Annotated in this window: 19 protein-coding genes; 14 read left to right on the plus strand and 5 right to left on the minus strand. The window is 73.0% G+C overall.

Going from position 1 to position 15,268, the window contains the following annotated elements:
• Positions 1-3 precede the first annotated feature (3 nt).
• Positions 4-171, minus strand: coding sequence for a hypothetical protein (locus ACFYZ3_RS03170; protein WP_361007512.1), 168 nt, complete (start codon positions 169-171; stop codon positions 4-6).
• 224 nt (positions 172-395) lie between these two features.
• Between ACFYZ3_RS03170 and ACFYZ3_RS03175 the strand changes: the two genes are divergently transcribed.
• The 4 genes from ACFYZ3_RS03175 (at position 396) to ACFYZ3_RS03190 (ending at position 4,446) form a co-directional block, all read left to right on the plus strand.
• Entirely contained in the window at positions 396-1,607 is a 1,212-nt protein-coding gene (locus ACFYZ3_RS03175; RefSeq protein WP_388513635.1) for an NYN domain-containing protein, read from the plus strand.
• A 181-nt stretch (positions 1,608-1,788) separates the two neighbouring features.
• Positions 1,789-2,763 carry an ABC transporter ATP-binding protein gene (locus ACFYZ3_RS03180; RefSeq protein WP_388513981.1) on the plus strand — a complete coding sequence of 325 codons (975 nt, stop codon included), beginning with the start codon at positions 1,789-1,791 and terminating at the stop codon, positions 2,761-2,763.
• A 107-nt stretch (positions 2,764-2,870) separates the two neighbouring features.
• The gene (locus ACFYZ3_RS03185) at positions 2,871-3,695 is read left to right on the plus strand and encodes an ABC transporter permease (protein ID WP_388513637.1); all 825 of its coding nucleotides are present in this window, start codon (positions 2,871-2,873) and stop codon (positions 3,693-3,695) included.
• Between the two features lie 34 nt (positions 3,696-3,729).
• Positions 3,730-4,446, plus strand: a complete 717-nt coding sequence (locus ACFYZ3_RS03190) for an AAA family ATPase (protein WP_388513639.1) — start codon at positions 3,730-3,732, stop codon at positions 4,444-4,446.
• 111 nt (positions 4,447-4,557) lie between these two features.
• On the opposite strand, the gene ybaK is transcribed toward ACFYZ3_RS03190, so the two are convergent.
• From ybaK to ACFYZ3_RS03210, 4 genes are all read right to left on the minus strand, one after another.
• A complete protein-coding gene (ybaK, locus tag ACFYZ3_RS03195) occupies positions 4,558-5,076 on the minus strand; it encodes a Cys-tRNA(Pro) deacylase (protein ID WP_388513641.1) in 519 nt (172 codons plus the stop codon).
• A gap of 13 nt (positions 5,077-5,089) precedes the next feature.
• Positions 5,090-5,830, minus strand: a complete 741-nt coding sequence (locus ACFYZ3_RS03200; protein WP_388513643.1) for an LON peptidase substrate-binding domain-containing protein — start codon at positions 5,828-5,830, stop codon at positions 5,090-5,092.
• Between the two features lie 11 nt (positions 5,831-5,841).
• Complete coding sequence (locus ACFYZ3_RS03205) at positions 5,842-6,912, minus strand: hypothetical protein (protein WP_388513645.1); 1,071 nt, start codon at positions 6,910-6,912, stop codon at positions 5,842-5,844.
• Between the two features lie 189 nt (positions 6,913-7,101).
• Entirely contained in the window at positions 7,102-8,679 is a 1,578-nt protein-coding gene (locus ACFYZ3_RS03210) for an oxidoreductase (protein ID WP_356864308.1), read from the minus strand.
• Between the two features lie 199 nt (positions 8,680-8,878).
• Between ACFYZ3_RS03210 and hisD the strand changes: the two genes are divergently transcribed.
• The 10 genes from hisD to ACFYZ3_RS03260 all read left to right on the plus strand — a co-directional run bounded on the left by hisD (position 8,879) and on the right by ACFYZ3_RS03260 (position 15,265).
• Positions 8,879-10,204 carry a histidinol dehydrogenase gene (hisD, locus tag ACFYZ3_RS03215; protein ID WP_388513647.1) on the plus strand — a complete coding sequence of 442 codons (1,326 nt, stop codon included), beginning with the start codon at positions 8,879-8,881 and terminating at the stop codon, positions 10,202-10,204.
• Positions 10,201-11,310 carry a histidinol-phosphate transaminase gene (locus tag ACFYZ3_RS03220; protein ID WP_388513648.1) on the plus strand — a complete coding sequence of 370 codons (1,110 nt, stop codon included), beginning with the start codon at positions 10,201-10,203 and terminating at the stop codon, positions 11,308-11,310. The genes hisD and ACFYZ3_RS03220 overlap by 4 nt, the downstream gene beginning before the upstream one ends.
• On the plus strand, positions 11,307-11,900 hold the full coding sequence (hisB, locus tag ACFYZ3_RS03225) for an imidazoleglycerol-phosphate dehydratase HisB (protein ID WP_388513650.1): 594 nt from the start codon (positions 11,307-11,309) through the stop codon (positions 11,898-11,900). Before ACFYZ3_RS03220 ends, hisB begins: the two co-directional genes overlap by 4 nt.
• Before the next feature lie 3 nt (positions 11,901-11,903).
• Complete coding sequence (locus ACFYZ3_RS03230) at positions 11,904-12,068, plus strand: hypothetical protein (protein ID WP_003976764.1); 165 nt, start codon at positions 11,904-11,906, stop codon at positions 12,066-12,068.
• Positions 12,065-12,712 carry an imidazole glycerol phosphate synthase subunit HisH gene (hisH, locus tag ACFYZ3_RS03235; protein WP_388513652.1) on the plus strand — a complete coding sequence of 216 codons (648 nt, stop codon included), beginning with the start codon at positions 12,065-12,067 and terminating at the stop codon, positions 12,710-12,712. Before ACFYZ3_RS03230 ends, hisH begins: the two co-directional genes overlap by 4 nt.
• Positions 12,713-12,729: 17 nt before the next feature.
• On the plus strand, positions 12,730-13,455 hold the full coding sequence (priA, locus tag ACFYZ3_RS03240) for a bifunctional 1-(5-phosphoribosyl)-5-((5-phosphoribosylamino)methylideneamino)imidazole-4-carboxamide isomerase/phosphoribosylanthranilate isomerase PriA (protein ID WP_059299098.1): 726 nt from the start codon (positions 12,730-12,732) through the stop codon (positions 13,453-13,455).
• Positions 13,452-13,856 carry a RidA family protein gene (locus ACFYZ3_RS03245; RefSeq protein ID WP_388513653.1) on the plus strand — a complete coding sequence of 135 codons (405 nt, stop codon included), beginning with the start codon at positions 13,452-13,454 and terminating at the stop codon, positions 13,854-13,856. Before priA ends, ACFYZ3_RS03245 begins: the two co-directional genes overlap by 4 nt.
• Positions 13,853-14,608: an imidazole glycerol phosphate synthase subunit HisF gene (hisF, locus tag ACFYZ3_RS03250; protein WP_388513654.1), complete on the plus strand. Its 756-nt coding sequence runs from the start codon at positions 13,853-13,855 to the stop codon at positions 14,606-14,608. Before ACFYZ3_RS03245 ends, hisF begins: the two co-directional genes overlap by 4 nt.
• 67 nt (positions 14,609-14,675) lie before the next feature.
• Complete coding sequence (locus ACFYZ3_RS03255) at positions 14,676-14,894, plus strand: hypothetical protein (protein ID WP_030186025.1); 219 nt, start codon at positions 14,676-14,678, stop codon at positions 14,892-14,894.
• A complete protein-coding gene (locus ACFYZ3_RS03260; protein ID WP_388513656.1) occupies positions 14,891-15,265 on the plus strand; it encodes a hypothetical protein in 375 nt (124 codons plus the stop codon). Before ACFYZ3_RS03255 ends, ACFYZ3_RS03260 begins: the two co-directional genes overlap by 4 nt.
• Positions 15,266-15,268: the final 3 nt, after the last annotated feature.

Consider the following 15,268-nt stretch of genomic DNA (forward strand, 5'->3'; position numbering starts at 1 on the left):
ACGTCAGTTGTGGCCGAAGCGCTTGTTCCGCTTGCGGGAGGCCGCGTCGCCGGGCGTCGTCAGCTGCGGGGAGTGCTGCTCCTCGCGGTCCAGTACGGCCGACTCGGCGGCCTGCGGGGAGCGCTCGGCCTGCGGGTGCTTACGATCACGGTTGTTCTTGTTCTTGGCCATGGTGATCTACCTCCTGAGGGGGATCTAGGGGCCAGGGCCGGAACCAGATTCACATAGGCCAACAAAGAACGCATATCGGGCAATTACCGTCCGTGACGCGGTCCGAGCGGTCGCGGGGTGCCGAAACGCCACGCCGAAGATCGAGTTCGGGCCGTTAACCTCCGCGTGGTCGGGCAGACTCGAAGGAAGCCCGAAGCAAACCTCCCGGAAAGAGGGTGGACCGCGTGGACCGCTGCATCGTCCTGGTGGACGCCGGGTATCTGCTGGGGGCCGCCGCGAGTCTCCTGGCGGGGGAACCCTCGCGATCGCGCATCACCGTCGATCACGCCGCTCTCATCCAGGGGTTGCGCGACCGCGCCGAGTCCGACACGCAACAGCCCCTGCTGCGCATCTACTGGTTCGACGGCGCCCCCGACCGCGTCCCGCAGCCCGAACACCGGCGGCTGCGCGTGATGCCCAGGGTCACCGTCCGGCTCGGCGCGCTCACCCGCAGTGACGGGCGGTGGGCGCAGAAGGGCGTGGACGCCGCCATGCACGCCGAACTGACCGAACTGGCCCGCAACCGCGCCTGTTCCGACGTCGTCCTGGTGACCGGCGACGGCGACCTGCTGCCCGGCATGATGGCCGCCAAGGAACACGGCGTCGCCGTCCACCTGTGGGCCGTGCAGGCCGCCGACGGCGACTACAACCAGTCCGAGGACCTGGTCGCCGAGGCCGACGAACGCCGCGTCCTGGACCGTACGTGGATCACGAAGGCCGTACGCGCCAAGGAACTCGGCGGCATCTGCGCGCCGCCGCCCGTACCCCGCCCCGAGATCGCCGCGATCCTCTCCGCGCCGCTGCCCGAGTCCGCGCTCTCCGCCGCCCAGCGTCCCGCCGAGGCGCCCGAACACCCCACCACGTCCGCCGCGGGACCGTCCGGCACCGAGGAACGGGTACCGCCCGCCAAGGGCGTCCCCACCCCCAAGGACCTCGCCGCCCTGCGCGCCCCCGGCGCCCACCCCGCCCCGCAGCCCGCCAACGCCACCCTGCGCTGGTCCTCCGACAAGGGCTGGGTCGACCGGCCCGCCGCCGAACCCTCCGAGGCCGCCACTCTGCCCACGCTGGCCCAGCTCACCACGGCCGAGCAGCGCTGGGCCGACCGCGAGGAGGACATCACCACGGTCGGCGGCGACCCGTACGAGGTGGGGCAGGTCTTCGCCCGGCGCTGGCTGGAACGGCTCGGCGACCACGGCCACCTGCAGAAACTGTCCGGGATGTATCCGCGCATCCCGCACCGCGTCGACGGTGAGCTGCTGCGCTACGCGGCCCGCTTCGGACTGCTCGCGCACAAGGACGACCAGATCGACGAGCACGACCGGTACGCCATCCGGGCCGGGTTCTGGCGGGAGATCGACGTGCGCACGGCGACCGAACGCACGCCCGCAGCCGAGTGAGACGCCCCGGCGGCCCACGCGCTCCCCGGCACTCCCGGGCCGAACCGACACCTGCTGAATCGACACCTGCTGAATCGACACTTATGGGCGGACCCGGGAGCGGGTCGAGGGGACCGACCCCGTAGTCTCCTCCCTTGTGAGTACGCGCGCGGCACAGGCACCTCGACCCGGTGGCGATGCCGTGTGCGTGGTGCGCGCACTGACCAAGACCTATCCGGCGGTGCGCGGCAGGCGCGGCGTACCCGCCACTCCCGAGGTGCGGGCCACCGACGACGTCACCCTGGACATCCGCCGCGGTGAGATCTTCGGACTGCTCGGACCCAACGGCGCCGGCAAGTCCACCCTCGTGCGCCAGCTCACCGGGCTGATGCGGCCCGACGGCGGCAGCGTGGAGATTCTCGGCCACGACATCGTGCGCCACCCGGAGCGGGCCGCCCGGATCCTCGCCTACCTGGGGCAGGAGTCCAGCGCCCTGGACGAGCTGACCGTGTCGCTCGCCGCCGAGACCACCGGGCGGCTGCGCGGCCTCGAGGTGCGCCGGGCGCGCGCCGAGCGGGACGCCGTGCTCGAGGAACTGGGCCTGACCGGGCTCGCCGGCCGCCCGATCAAGAAGCTCTCCGGCGGCCAGCGCCGCCTGGCCTGCTTCGCCGCCGCACTGGTGGGGGAGCGGCCGCTGCTCGTCCTTGACGAGCCGACCACCGGCATGGACCCGGTGGCCCGGCGCGCGGTGTGGTCGGCCGTCGACCGGCGGCGCGCCGAGCACGGCGCCACCGTGCTGCTCGTCACCCACAACGTCATCGAGGCCGAGACCGTGCTCGACCGGGTCGCCGTCCTCGACCGGGGACGCGTGATCGCCTGCGACACGCCCACCGGGCTCAAGGAGCAGGTCGCCGGCGAGGTCCGCGTCGACCTGGTGTGGCGCGAGAGCGCGCCCCTGCACGTCCCGGAGGTCGCCGCCCTGCGCGACCGCGTCGTCGAGTCGGGACGCCGCTGGACCCTGCGGCTCGCCCCCGAGGAGGCCCGCGCGGTCGTCGCCACCGTCACCGGCGGGGCCGCCTTCGCCGCCCTGGACGACTTCACCCTGGCCACGCCCAGCCTGGAGGACGTGTACCTGGCGCTGGGCGGCGCCGCGCGGCAGGGGCTGGTGAGGACGTGAGCACGCGAGCGCTGAGAACACCGGCCGCCGCATCCGTACCCGTCGGGGCGAGTGCCCCCGCCGGGGCGACCGCTTCGAACGACCCGAGCGAAGGGGAGCTGCGCGACGTGAGTGTCGTACCCGCCGATGCCCTGCGGGGTGCCGCCCTGGCGGCCGAGGGGCGGCGCGTGGCCGGTCCGGCCGAGCTGGGGCCGAAGGCACGGCTGTGGCCCTCCCTGGTGGCCGTGTACCGGGCGCAGCTGTCCCGGGCGAGGGTCGCGCGCATCCCGCTGCTGTTCGTGGCGACCTTCCAGTCCATCGGCATCATGATCCTCATGCGCGGCGTCGTCGACGGCGGCGGCGAGGCACGGGCCGTGGTCGCCGGGTCCGCGGTGCTCGTCGTGGCCTTCGTCGCGCTGAACCTGCTCGCCCAGTACTTCGGCCAGCTGCGCGCCAGCGGCGGCCTCGACCACTACGCGACGCTGCCGGTGCCGCCGGCCGCGGTGGTGCTGGGCGCGGCGGGCGCGTACGCGTCCTTCACCGTGCCCGGGACCGTGGTGACGGCGGTGTTCGGGTGCCTGCTGTTCGGGCTGCCGATGACCCACCTGTGGGTGCTGGTGGCCGTGATCCCGCTGGCGGGCGCCGCGCTCGCCGGACTGGGCGCGGCGCTGGGGCTGCTCGCCCCCCGGCCCGAGTTCGCCACCCTCCTCGGCCAGCTCGGCATGTCGGCGGCGCTGCTGCTCGGCGTGCTGCCGCCCGAACGGATGCCGCAGGTGGTCCGCCTGGCCCGGGACCTGCTGCCCTCCACCTACGGGGTGGAGGCCTTCGCGCGCACCTTCGGCGAGCGGCCCGACTGGGGCTTCGTCCTCGGCGACCTCGCCGTGTGCGCCGCGGTCGGGGTGATCTCGCTGGCCGTGGCCACCTGGGCGTACCGCCGGGCCGCCGTCCGGTGACGCGCCGCACAGGCGGGTTTGGCACGATGGCACGGTGACCGCACCCTTGACCCCGCCACCGCCGCCGAACGAACGCCCGTCGTACCAGGGCGGGCCGGTGCCGCAGCCCGTCGGCGCACACGCGGTGGGAGCCGCGCCCGGCGGCTCCCACGACCCTTACGGCACGTACGGCGAACAGGACGGCCCCGGGATGTTGACCGAACTGCGGCAGGCCGCCGTGACCGCGGTGGCGGTCGCGCTCTCCGGTGCGCTGCTCGGCGTGCTGTGGTGGAAGCTGGCACCGAGCGTGCCGCTGGTGGGCGAGATCCTCGACGACAGCTGGGTCGTCTACCTCAAGGACTCCGAGGGCGAGCAGGCGATCGGCGTCGACGGAACGTTCACGCTGCTCGCGCTGGCGTTCGGGGCGCTCAGCGCGGTCGTGGTGTTCCTGCTGCGGCGGCGCGGGGGCGTGCCGCTGGTGGCGGCCCTCGGTGTCGGCGGCCTGCTCGGATCGCTGCTGGCGTGGCGGCTCGGGCTGTGGCTCGGGCCGACGCAGGACGTGATCGCGCACGCGAAGGACGTGGGCAAAGGGGTGACGTTCTCCGCCCCGCTCAAGCTGGGCGCCAAGGGTGCGCTGCTGGCGTGGTCGCTCGCGGCACTGGTGGTCCACCTGGGGCTGACGGGACTGTTCGGGCCCCGGGACCCGGAGCCCGATCCCTGGCCGGCACCGGGGCAGTACCCGGCGGCGCCGTACGGTGACAAGTCGGCCTAGGCCGGGCGGCGGCCGTGGTTCGCCCGGCCCTTTCTGGTGCGCCGGCGGCGTTTGCGCGATCGCTTCGACACGCCCTGTCTGATTGGGCGCGACAGGCGCCCTGTCGAGGGGTCAGGCGCGGCCGATGGGGGCCGTCACCGCGTCCGTGAGCCTGGCCAGGTCGTCGGGGGACAGCTCGACCTCCAGGCCGCGGCGGCCCGCCGAGACGCAGATCGTGGCGTGCTCGGAGGCCGACGCGTCCAGGACCGTCGCCAGCCGCTTGCGCTGGCCCAGCGGGGAGATGCCGCCGCGCACGTAGCCCGTGGTGCGCTCGGCCAGGGCCGGGTCGGCCATCGCCGCGCGCTTGCCGCCCACCGCGGCCGCCAGCGCCTTGAGGTCCAGCTGGCCCGCCACCGGCACCACCGCGACCGTCAGGGCGCCGTCGACGTCGGCCACCAGCGTCTTGAACACCCGCTGCGGCGACACACCCATCGCCTCGGCCGCCTCCTCGCCGTAGGACGGGTGGGCCGGGTCGTGCTCATAGGCGTGGACCGTGTACGTCACCCCGGCCGCCGTGAGCGCGACCGTCGCGGGCGTGCCGCCCGACTGCTGCTTCCTCGCCTTGCCGGGCTTGTTCGGCTTCTTCGCCATGCGGGCCAGTACCTCAGTTGAGACTCGTCGGGCCGCGCGTCAGTTCCTGCGCGGGCAGGGACGGCAGCGTACGGATGATGGCGGTCTCCGAGCGAAGGAGTTTCAGCTCGTCCCGCAGGCGCGAGGCGGTGTCCGGGGCCTGGAGCAGGCGCTGCTTCGTCGGCGTGTCCAGCATCATCGCGGCGGCGACCAGGTAGGAGACCACACCCGGTTCGTCCGGCAGGTCGGCACCGGTCGCCAGTGACCGTTCGCGGGCCCCCGCCAGCCGCTTCTGGTACTGCCGGAAGGACCGCAGCACCCCCTCCGCCAGGGCGCCCGCCTCGTCGCCGGGCTCCTCGGGCAGCGGCTCCAGCTCGGCCGTCAGGAACGGCCCCGAGGCCTCCACCGAGAGCAGCCGCATCCGGGTCGTGCCGGTCGCCAGCACCTCGAAGGTGCCGTCGGCCCGCTCCCGGACCGTCGCCGCGTCCGCGACGCAGCCCACCTTGTGGAACGCCTTGAGCGGGTCGGTTCCGAACCCGGCCGTCGGCCCGCGCTCGAGCGTGGCCGTGGGGTCGGGCAGGCCGGGCGCGGTCTGGGCCACCTCGTAGCCGTCGCGGATCGCCACGACGGCGAACCGGCGTGGTTCGTCCTCGGGGGTCTTCAGCAACTCGCGCATCATGGCGCGATAGCGCTCCTCGAAGATGTTGAGCGGGAGCACCAGCCCCGGGAACAGGACCGAGTTCAGGGGGAAGAGGGGGAGCCGGACGGTGGTCACGACGCAGAAGCCTAATGGTCGCCGGGGCGGACGCGTTCGCCGTGCCCCCTCCGTGACCGCCCCGGAGCCGCCGTACCGGTCGGGGAGGCCGCTTGCTCGGGCCGCGCGCGGACGTCCGCGCGCACCCGCAGGAAGCCGCCGAGCGGGTCGTCCGTGTCCCGGTCCCACGGGAAGGACGTGACGTACGGGCCGGTCAGCCGCAGCTGCTCCGCCGCGTCCTGGTGGCGTTCCAGGCGTACGAGGACGTAGACGAGCAGGTTGCGCAGTTCCGCCGCCCAGGGATCGGCCGCCGGGTGCGCCGCCGAGAGGGTGATCGCGCGGTCGGCGGCGGCGTCCAGACGGGGGCGGTGGGAGCGTACGGCCGCCGCGGTCGCGCCGCCGGTGTGGCGGCCGGTGCCGGTGGCGGTGGCGGTCAGACAGGTGAAGGCCGCGTGCAGCGGCAGCGCCCGTACGAGCGCGTCCTCGGGGGCCTCCTGGGCGGCCGTCTCCGCGAAGTCGAGGCACTCGCCGTGGGCGTCGGGCGAGGCGGCGGCCAGGTACTCGAGGGCGGCGACATGACTGCCGTAGTGGTGCGGGGAGCGGCGGACCGCCTGTTCCCACAGGTGCTCGAACTCGGCGTGCTCGGCGCCCGCGCCCCGTGCGGCGTCCAGCGCGGTCCGCCACGGCACCGGATCGGCGGGGCCCGCGGCCTCGGCGGCGGCGACCACGGTGGGGATCACCTGGCGCAGGAGTTCGGTGCGGGCCGGTGAGTCCCAGTGGCGGTGGACCGCCAGGCGGGCCGCGACCAGCAGGGCGTCCGGGTCGTCCGGGGCGGCGGCGCGCCAGGTGTCGAGCCACTCGGAGCGGAAGCGCGCGAAGGCGGCCAGCCGGGTCGCGTAACGGTCGCGGTGGTCCCATTCGGCGTTGTCGCGGGTACCGGCGAGGAGGCGTGCCGCGGGGCCGTGCTCGCCGCGGGCCGCGGCGACGAGGGCCGGGGCGAGGCGGTCGTCGGGGGCGTCGAGGAGCACGTCGTCGTCTTGGGCGGGCCGGGGCGACCGGGAGCGGGCCCGGGCAGCCGCGGTCCGCAGGAACGCGCGCAGCATGGCCAGTACGACGGCCGAGGGTTCGGGATGGTTGTGCGGCCCGGGCTCCGCCGTCGGCCGTTCGGGTTCCCGTCCGCCGCACCCGTGCGGGCGGCTGGGCCGGGGCGGGGCCGGGGAGCGCTCTCCGGGAGACGGGTGCTCCGGGCCGGTCCTGTCGCCGTGGGCGGGCCGTGTTCGGCCCCGGAGGGGTCAGCTCCGGCGGAGGAGGCGGGTGGCGCCCGCTGCCACGGTGGTCGCCAGGACCCAGCCCAGCAGGACCAGGGCCGTCGACAGCCACTGCCAGCCGCCGTGGAGCTGCCAGGAGCCGGCCTGGCCCAGGTCGATCACCGGGAGGAGGAGGTCGAGGGCGAAGAGGGCCGGGTTCCAGTCCGGGTGTTCGCCGCTCTTCAGCGGGGGAGGGTCCGCGCGGGCGAAGGCGAGGGAACCGGCCGCCCACAGGACCGCCATCCACACCGCCGCCCGGCCCGGCCGGTATCCGTAGGCGACCGTCCAGTCCTGGGCGTAGCCCACCAGCTTCGCGGCGACCGGCAGGCTCTCGCGGCGCCTGCGGTGCTTGGCGAGCAGCACCTCGCGGGCGTCCTCGTCCTCGCCGCCGGCCCGCAGCACGGCGGCGAGGCGCTCGTACGGCTCCGGGTGGTACTCGGCGGTCGCGGCGCCCACCCAGCGCAGCCGCTTCGCCAGCGGGAACGGCCCGCGCGGCACCAGGTTCTCGTAGGCGAAGCCGCCCATGTGCAGCCGCCCGGGGCCCGGCCAGCTGTCCGCCCGGTCCATCAGGTTGACCACCCGCGCCCCCGACAGCACCACCCGCCCGCGCGCCGGACGCTCGCCCAGGAAGCGCAGCTCGGGCGTCTGCACCCGGCGCAGCGACAGCTCCTGGTCGTCGGTGAAGGTGAACCGGGCGTGCTCCAGGTCGAGCGCGTCGCCGAACCGCCCGTCGTCGAGCCGCACCCCGCCCTCGCACTCGAAGCGCTGGATCCGGGTGCCCTGCGCGGGCGTGGTGCCGCGCAGCAGCGGGCTGCCCAGGCCCGCCGGGGTCAGGTACAGCGTGCGCTCCACCGTCAGCTGCGGGGCGTTCAGCGCGTGCCGCGTGTACGGGTTGAGGAGCCGGGCGCCGCGCAGGCTCAGCGACACGCCGACCTGGGCGCTGCGCAGACTCACCTCGCCGTGCGACTCCAGCATCTCGGCCTGGAGGTCCTGCCCGACCGTCATGCCGTCCGCGGCGATGGAACGCCCGCTGCGGTCCCGGTGCACGATCGCCTGGTTGAGCAGCAGGTCGGTGCCTATCTGCGCGTCCGTGAGCCGGATGCCGCCCGGGAAGCGGGAGCGCGGCAGGTGCAGGTCGCCCTCGGTGTGCAGCCGGGCCGCCTCCAGGCGCGGCACCGCGCAGTCCACCAGCCGCACCGTCGTGAACCGGGTCTCCGGCAGCAGCACCTCCCGCTCGAAGCGACAGCGGCGCAGCTCGACGTAGGGCACCACCGTGCCGCCCGCCAGATCCATCGTGTCGCTGATCCGCACCCCCACCAGCTGCAGCGAGGACACCCGGCCCGCGAGCGCCGGCGGACCGTCGAGAAGCAGCCAGCACACGACGCGGGCCCGCACGGTCCGCTCCGGCCCCCACGGATGCCCGCCGTGCGGGTCGTCGACGAGCGCGTCGCCGCTGCTCAGGTCGTACACGCTGCCGTTGCGGAAGGCCTGCCACATGCCCGCCTCCGCTGTGGTCAGGTCGTCCGGCAGCTCTCCGTCACGATGGCCGGCCCCCTCGGTCACGGTGCTTCACTCCCTCCCCAACTACTCGACGGTCGCTCACTCTTCGTACAACCGTTCATGCCCGCTGAGTGACCATCTGAACACTCAAAGTGAGCACGGATCGCGCGAGTTCACCGTGGGCCGTGAGGTCCGTCGCGTTCTGTATCAGCCATTGATACGCGCGGACCGTGCCGGACGCGGGTCTGAGAGAATTGGTTCCGTGATCTCCCGAATCGATCTGCGCGGCGACGCCCTCCCCGAGGGCCCCGCCCTGCGCGACCTGCTGCCCCGAGCCGACTTCGACGTCTCGGTCGCCCTGGAGAAGGTGCGGCCGATCTGCGAGGCCGTGCATCATCGCGGGGACGCGGCGCTGATCGACTTCACCGAGCAGTTCGACGGCGTCCGGCTGGAGCGGGTGCGCGTCCCGGCCGAGGAGCTGACCCGCGCCCTGGAGGGGCTCGACCCGGACGTGCGCGCCGCGCTGGAGGAGTCCATCCGCCGCGCCCGGCTCGTCCACCGCGAGCAGCGCCGCACCACGCACACCACCCAGGTCGTGCCCGGCGGATCGGTCACCGAGAAGTGGGTGCCGGTCGAGCGGGTCGGGCTCTACGTGCCCGGCGGCCGGTCGGTCTACCCGTCCTCCGTGATCATGAACGTGGTACCCGCGCAGGAGGCCGGGGTCGGCTCGATCGCGCTCGCCTCGCCCGCGCAGGCCGAGTTCGGCGGCATCCCGCACCCCACCATCCTGGCCGCCTGCGCCCTGCTCGGCGTGGACGAGGTGTACGCCGCGGGCGGTGCCACCGCCGTCGCGATGTTCGCCTACGGCACCGAGTCCTGCCCGCCCGCCCACATGGTCACCGGTCCCGGCAACATCTGGGTCGCCGCCGCCAAGCGCTTCTTCACCGGGAAGATCGGCATCGACGCCGAGGCGGGCCCGACCGAGATCGCCGTCCTGGCGGACTCGACCGCCGACCCGGTGCACGTCGCCTCCGACCTGATCAGCCAGGCCGAGCACGACCCGCTGGCCGCCGCCGTCCTCGTCACCGACTCCGTGGAGCTGGCCGAGGCGGTGGAGAAGGAGTTGCAGCCGCAGGTCGAGGCCACCAAGCACATCGAGGACCGGATCCGCCCCGCCCTGGCCGGCCGCCAGTCCGCGATCGTCCTCGTCGACGGCCTGGACGAGGGCCTGCGGGTCGTGGACGCCTACGGCGCGGAGCACCTGGAGATCCAGACCGCCGACGCCGCCGCCGTCGCCGACCGCGTCAGGAACGCCGGCGCGATCTTCGTCGGCCCCTGGGCGCCCGTCTCCCTCGGCGACTACGCGGCCGGGTCCAACCACGTCCTGCCCACCGGCGGCTGCGCCTGCCACTCCTCGGGCCTGTCCGTGCAGTCCTTCCTGCGCGGCATCCACATCGTCGACTACACGCGCGACGCGCTCGCCGAGGTCGCGCGGCACGTGGTGACGCTGGCCGAGGCCGAGGACCTGCCGGCGCACGGCGCGGCGATCAAGGCGAGGTTCGAGTGGAAGGTCCCGGAGAGCAAGTGACGTTCGGCATCGACGATCTCCCCGTACGGGACGAGCTGCGCGGCAAGTCCCCCTACGGCGCGCCCCAACTGGACGTGCCGGTACGGCTGAACACCAACGAGAACCCCTACCCGCTGCCCGAGGCGCTGGTCGAGCGGATCACCGAGCGGGTCCGCGAGGCCGCCCGCGACCTCAACCGCTACCCGGACCGGGACGCGGTCGAGCTGCGCACCCAGCTGGCCCGGTACCTGACGGACACCTCCGGACACCCGCTGGACGTGGGCAACGTCTGGGCGGCCAACGGCTCCAACGAGGTCATCCAGCAGCTGCTCCAGACCTTCGGCGGGCCCGGCCGCACCGCGATCGGCTTCGAGCCGTCGTACTCGATGCACGGCCTCATCGCACGCGGCACCGGCACGGGGTGGATCTCCGGCCCGCGCCACGAGGACTTCACGATCGACGTCCTCGCCGCGGAGAAGGCGATCGCCGAGCACCGCCCGGACGTCGTCTTCGTCACCACCCCCAACAACCCCACCGGCAACGCGGTCCCCGCCGAGACGGTCCTCGCCCTCTACGAGGCCGCCCAGGCGGCGAAGCCGTCGATGGTCGTGGTCGACGAGGCGTACATCGAGTTCAGCCACGGCGCCTCCCTGCTGCCGCTGCTGGACGGCCGGCCGAACCTCGTCGTCTCCCGCACCATGTCGAAGGCGTTCGGCGCGGCGGGCCTGCGCCTGGGCTACCTCGCCGCGCACCCGGCCGTCGTCGACGCCGTCCAGCTCGTACGGCTGCCGTACCACCTGTCGGCCGTCACCCAGGCGACCGCGCTGGCCGCCCTGGAGCACACGGACACGCTGCTGAAGTACGTCGAGCAGTTGAAGACCGAGCGGGACCGGCTGGTCGCCGAACTGCGCGCCATCGGCTACGAGGTGACCGAGTCCGACGCCAACTTCGTCCAGTTCGGACGGTTCGCGGACTCCCACGCGACCTGGCGGAAGATCCTCGACCGGGGCGTCCTGGTCCGGGACAACGGCGTACCGGGGTGGCTGCGGGTCACCGCCGGCACCCCGCAGGAGAACGACGCGTTCCTCGACGCGGTACGTGAAGTCAAGAAGGAGCAGCACACATGAGCCGCGTAGGGCGCGTGGAGCGCACCACCAAGGAGACCTCGGTCCTCGTCGAGATCGACCTCGACGGCACCGGCAAGACCGACATCGCCACCGGCGTCGGCTTCTACGACCACATGCTCGACCAGCTCGGCCGGCACGGTCTGTTCGACCTGACCGTGAAGACCGACGGCGACCTGCACATCGACTCCCACCACACCATCGAGGACACCGCCCTCGCGCTGGGCGCCGCCTTCAAGCAGGCGCTCGGCGACAAGGTGGGCATCTACCGCTTCGGCAACTGCGCGGTCCCGCTGGACGAGTCCCTCGCCCAGGTCACCGTCGACCTGTCCGGCCGCCCCTACCTCGTGCACACCGAGCCCGAGAACATGGCGCCGATGATCGGCGAGTACGACGTGACGATGACCCGGCACATCCTGGAGTCCTTCGTCGCCCAGGCCCAGGTCGCCCTGCACGTGCACGTGCCCTACGGGCGCAACGCGCACCACATCGTCGAGTGCCAGTTCAAGGCGCTGGCCCGGGCCCTGCGCTACGCCTCGGAGCGCGACCCGCGCGCGGCCGGCATCCTGCCTTCCACGAAGGGCGCGCTCTAACCCATGAACGGTACGTCCACCGCACTGATCGTCGTCGGCCTCTTCTTCCTCGGCGGCATCTACTCCTTCGCCAAGCAGCAGATGCCCAAGGGCCTGATCGTGCTGCTCTCCATCGGCGCCGGCATGTGTCTGCTCGCGGGCGTCCTGAGGCTGGAGGTCTGGAGTTGACCGCCGCCGCTGCCAAGAAGGTCGTCGTCTTCGACTACGGCTTCGGCAACGTCCGCTCCGCCGAGCGTGCCCTCGCGCGCGCGGGGGCCGACGTCGAGATCACCCGCGACTACGACCGGGCCATGAACGCCGACGGGCTGCTGGTCCCCGGCGTCGGCGCCTTCGCCGCCTGCATGGACGGCCTGAAGGCCGCCCGCGGCGACTGGATCGTCGACCGCAGGCTGTCGGGCGGACGCCCCGTCATGGGCATCTGCGTCGGCATGCAGATCCTCTTCTCGCGCGGCATCGAGCACGACGTGGAGGCCGAGGGCCTGGACGAGTGGCCCGGCACGGTCGGACCCCTCCAGGCCGACGTCGTGCCGCACATGGGCTGGAACACGGTCGACGCACCGGCCGACTCCCAGCTCTTCGCCGGCCTGGACGCCGACGCCCGCTTCTACTTCGTGCACTCCTACGCCGTCCACGAGTGGACCCAGGAATCGCACAACCCGCTGATCGCCGCGCCCAGGGTCACCTGGTCCACGCACGGCGAGCCCTTCGTGGCCGCCGTGGAGAACGGCGCGCTGTGGGCCACGCAGTTCCACCCCGAGAAGTCCGGCGACGCCGGCGCCCAGCTCCTCACCAACTGGATCGAGACCCTCTAGAGATGAGCCCGGTAGAGATGAGCAAGCTCGAACTCCTCCCCGCCGTCGACGTCCGCGACGGCCAGGCCGTCCGCCTCGTGCACGGCGAGTCCGGCACCGAGACCTCCTACGGCTCCCCGCTGGAGGCCGCCCTCGCCTGGCAGCGCTCCGGCGCCGAGTGGCTGCACCTGGTGGACCTGGACGCGGCGTTCGGGACCGGGGACAACCGCGCGCTGATCGCCGAGGTCGCCAAGGCGATGGACATCAAGGTGGAGCTGTCCGGCGGCATCCGCGACGACGACACCCTCGCCGCCGCCCTCGCCACCGGCTGCACCCGGGTGAACCTGGGCACCGCCGCCCTGGAGACCCCCGAGTGGGTCGCCAAGGTCATCGCCGAGCACGGCGACAAGATCGCGGTCGGCCTGGACGTACGGGGCACCACGCTCCGCGGCCGCGGCTGGACCCGCGACGGCGGCGACCTCTACGAGACGCTGGACCGCCTGAACAAGGAGGGCTGCGCCCGGTACGTCGTCACCGACATCGCCAAGGACGGCACCCTCCAGGGCCCCAACCTGGAGCTCCTGAAGAACGTCTGTGCGGCCACCGACCGCCCGGTCGTGGCCTCGGGCGGCGTGTCCTCCCTGGACGACCTGCGCGCGATCGCCGGGCTCGTCCCGGACGGTGTCGAGGGGGCCATCGTCGGGAAAGCCCTCTACGCGAAGGCGTTCACCCTGGAAGAGGCCCTGGAGGCTGTGTCCACATGACATCCGAAGCCGTACGGCGCGTGCAGAGCGGAAGTCCCTGGGAAGAGTCCTTCGGTTTCGCACGGGCCGTGGCGGCGGGTGACCGTGTCATCGTGGCGGGCACCACCGCCTTCAAGGGCGCCATGCTCTACGGCGAGGGCGACCCGTACGAGCAGACCAAGGTGGCCTTCGGCACCGCCGTCGAGGCCCTCGCCGAGTTCGGGCTCGGCATCGAGTCCGTGATCCGGACCCGTGTGTGCCTGGCACATTCCCGTGACGTCGATGCGGTGGGCCGCGCCCACAAGGAGCTGTTCGACTCCGTGCGCCCGGTCACGACCCTGCTGGTCGTGCAGGGCTTCATCGACTCGCGGGTGCTGGTGTCGGTCGAAGTGGAAGCGTATAGAGGAGCCGTGGATTCATGACCCTGGCGGTCCGAGTCATCCCCTGCCTGGACGTGGACAACGGCCGGGTCGTCAAGGGCGTCAACTTCCAGAACCTGCGCGACGCGGGCGACCCCGTCGAGATGGCCAAGGTGTACGACGCCGAGGGCGCCGACGAGCTGACGTTCCTGGACATCACCGCCTCGTCGGGCAACCGCGAGACGACCTACGACGTGGTGCGCCGCACCGCCGAGCAGGTGTTCATCCCGCTGACCGTCGGCGGCGGGGTGCGCACCGCCGAGGACGTCGACAAGCTGCTGCGGGCCGGCGCGGACAAGGTGGGCGTCAACACCGCCGCCATCGCCCGCCCCGACCTGATCCGCGAGATCGCCGAGCGCTTCGGACGCCAGGTCCTGGTGCTGTCGGTCGACGCCCGCCGCACCGAGGCCGGCACCTTCGAGGTGACCACCCACGGCGGCCGGCGCGGCACCGGCATCGACGCCGTGGAGTGGGCGCACCGGGCCGCCGAGCTGGGCGCGGGGGAGATCCTGCTCAACTCGATGGACGCCGACGGCACGAAGGACGGCTACGACCTGGAGATGCTGGCGGCGGTCCGCAAGCACGTGAGTGTCCCGGTCATCGCCTCCGGCGGCGCGGGCAGCCTCGCCCACTTCGCCCCGGCGGTCGAGGCGGGCGCGGACGCGGTCCTGGCGGCGTCCGTCTTCCACTTCGGCGACCTGCGGATCGGCGAGGTGAAGGAGACGCTGCGGGGGGCGGGGCATCCCGTTCGTTAGTTCGAGCGGTCGCTCGCGGTAGTGAAGGCGGTAGTGGTCGCGGTTGCGCTCCCGCTAAGGTGCTCATATGCCTGGGATCACGATTGAGTTCACCGAGGAAGAGCTGGCCGAGCTGCGCGCGGAGGCCAAGGAGCAGGGCGTCGCGATCAAACGGCTCGCGCACGACATACTGACCGAGGACGTGGTGCGCCGACGGCAGAAGCAGCGGTTCGTCGAAGGGGCGTCGAAGTACGCGCGCGAGATCATGGCCGACTTCGAAGAGCGCTTCCCGGCGGGACTGCGGTGACGCTCTACGTCGATGCCGGCTGGGTCCTCTGCGTCCAGGTCGAGGTCTCGCCGCCGAACACGCCCATCCGGGACTGGGGCGCCCTTCATTGCATGGCTGAGCGGCACAGGTACGAGCGCGTCGCGGGAGAGCCCTACTACGAGGAGATCCCGGCCCGAGCGGCCACGTTCCTGCACACCGCGCTGAGGCTCCGGCCGTTCACCGACTACAACGCGTCGATCGGCATCGGCTGCGTCCGGGCGTACATGGAGGCCTCCGGAACGCCGATCGACCCACGGCCGGGTGACTGGGCCAAACTCGTCTCCGACATCCGCAGCGACGAGACCGACCTCAACGAAACCGCTCGACTCCTCCGTGACTGGGCTGCATGACCC

Origin of the sequence: Streptomyces sp. NPDC001599, from assembly GCF_042893535.1 — a bacterium.
Taxonomy (GTDB): Bacteria; Actinomycetota; Actinomycetes; order Streptomycetales; family Streptomycetaceae; genus Streptomyces.

Excerpts from the sequence above, each read along its gene's own strand:
- ACFYZ3_RS03170 (WP_361007512.1), bottom strand. The coding sequence starts at position 171 with ATGGCCAAGAACAAGAACAACCGTGATCGTAAGCACCCGCAGGCCGAG.
- ybaK (WP_388513641.1), bottom strand. The coding sequence starts at position 5,076 with ATGGCGAAGAAGCCGAACAAGCCCGGCAAGGCGAGGAAGCAGCAGTCG.
- ACFYZ3_RS03205 (WP_388513645.1), bottom strand. The coding sequence starts at position 6,912 with ATGCTGCGCGCGTTCCTGCGGACCGCGGCTGCCCGGGCCCGCTCCCGG.
- hisB (WP_388513650.1), top strand. The coding sequence starts at position 11,307 with ATGAGCCGCGTAGGGCGCGTGGAGCGCACCACCAAGGAGACCTCGGTC.
- ACFYZ3_RS03230 (WP_003976764.1), top strand. The coding sequence starts at position 11,904 with ATGAACGGTACGTCCACCGCACTGATCGTCGTCGGCCTCTTCTTCCTC.
- priA (WP_059299098.1), top strand. The coding sequence starts at position 12,730 with ATGAGCAAGCTCGAACTCCTCCCCGCCGTCGACGTCCGCGACGGCCAG.
- ACFYZ3_RS03245 (WP_388513653.1), top strand. The coding sequence starts at position 13,452 with ATGACATCCGAAGCCGTACGGCGCGTGCAGAGCGGAAGTCCCTGGGAA.
- hisF (WP_388513654.1), top strand. The coding sequence starts at position 13,853 with ATGACCCTGGCGGTCCGAGTCATCCCCTGCCTGGACGTGGACAACGGC.
- ACFYZ3_RS03255 (WP_030186025.1), top strand. The coding sequence starts at position 14,676 with ATGCCTGGGATCACGATTGAGTTCACCGAGGAAGAGCTGGCCGAGCTG.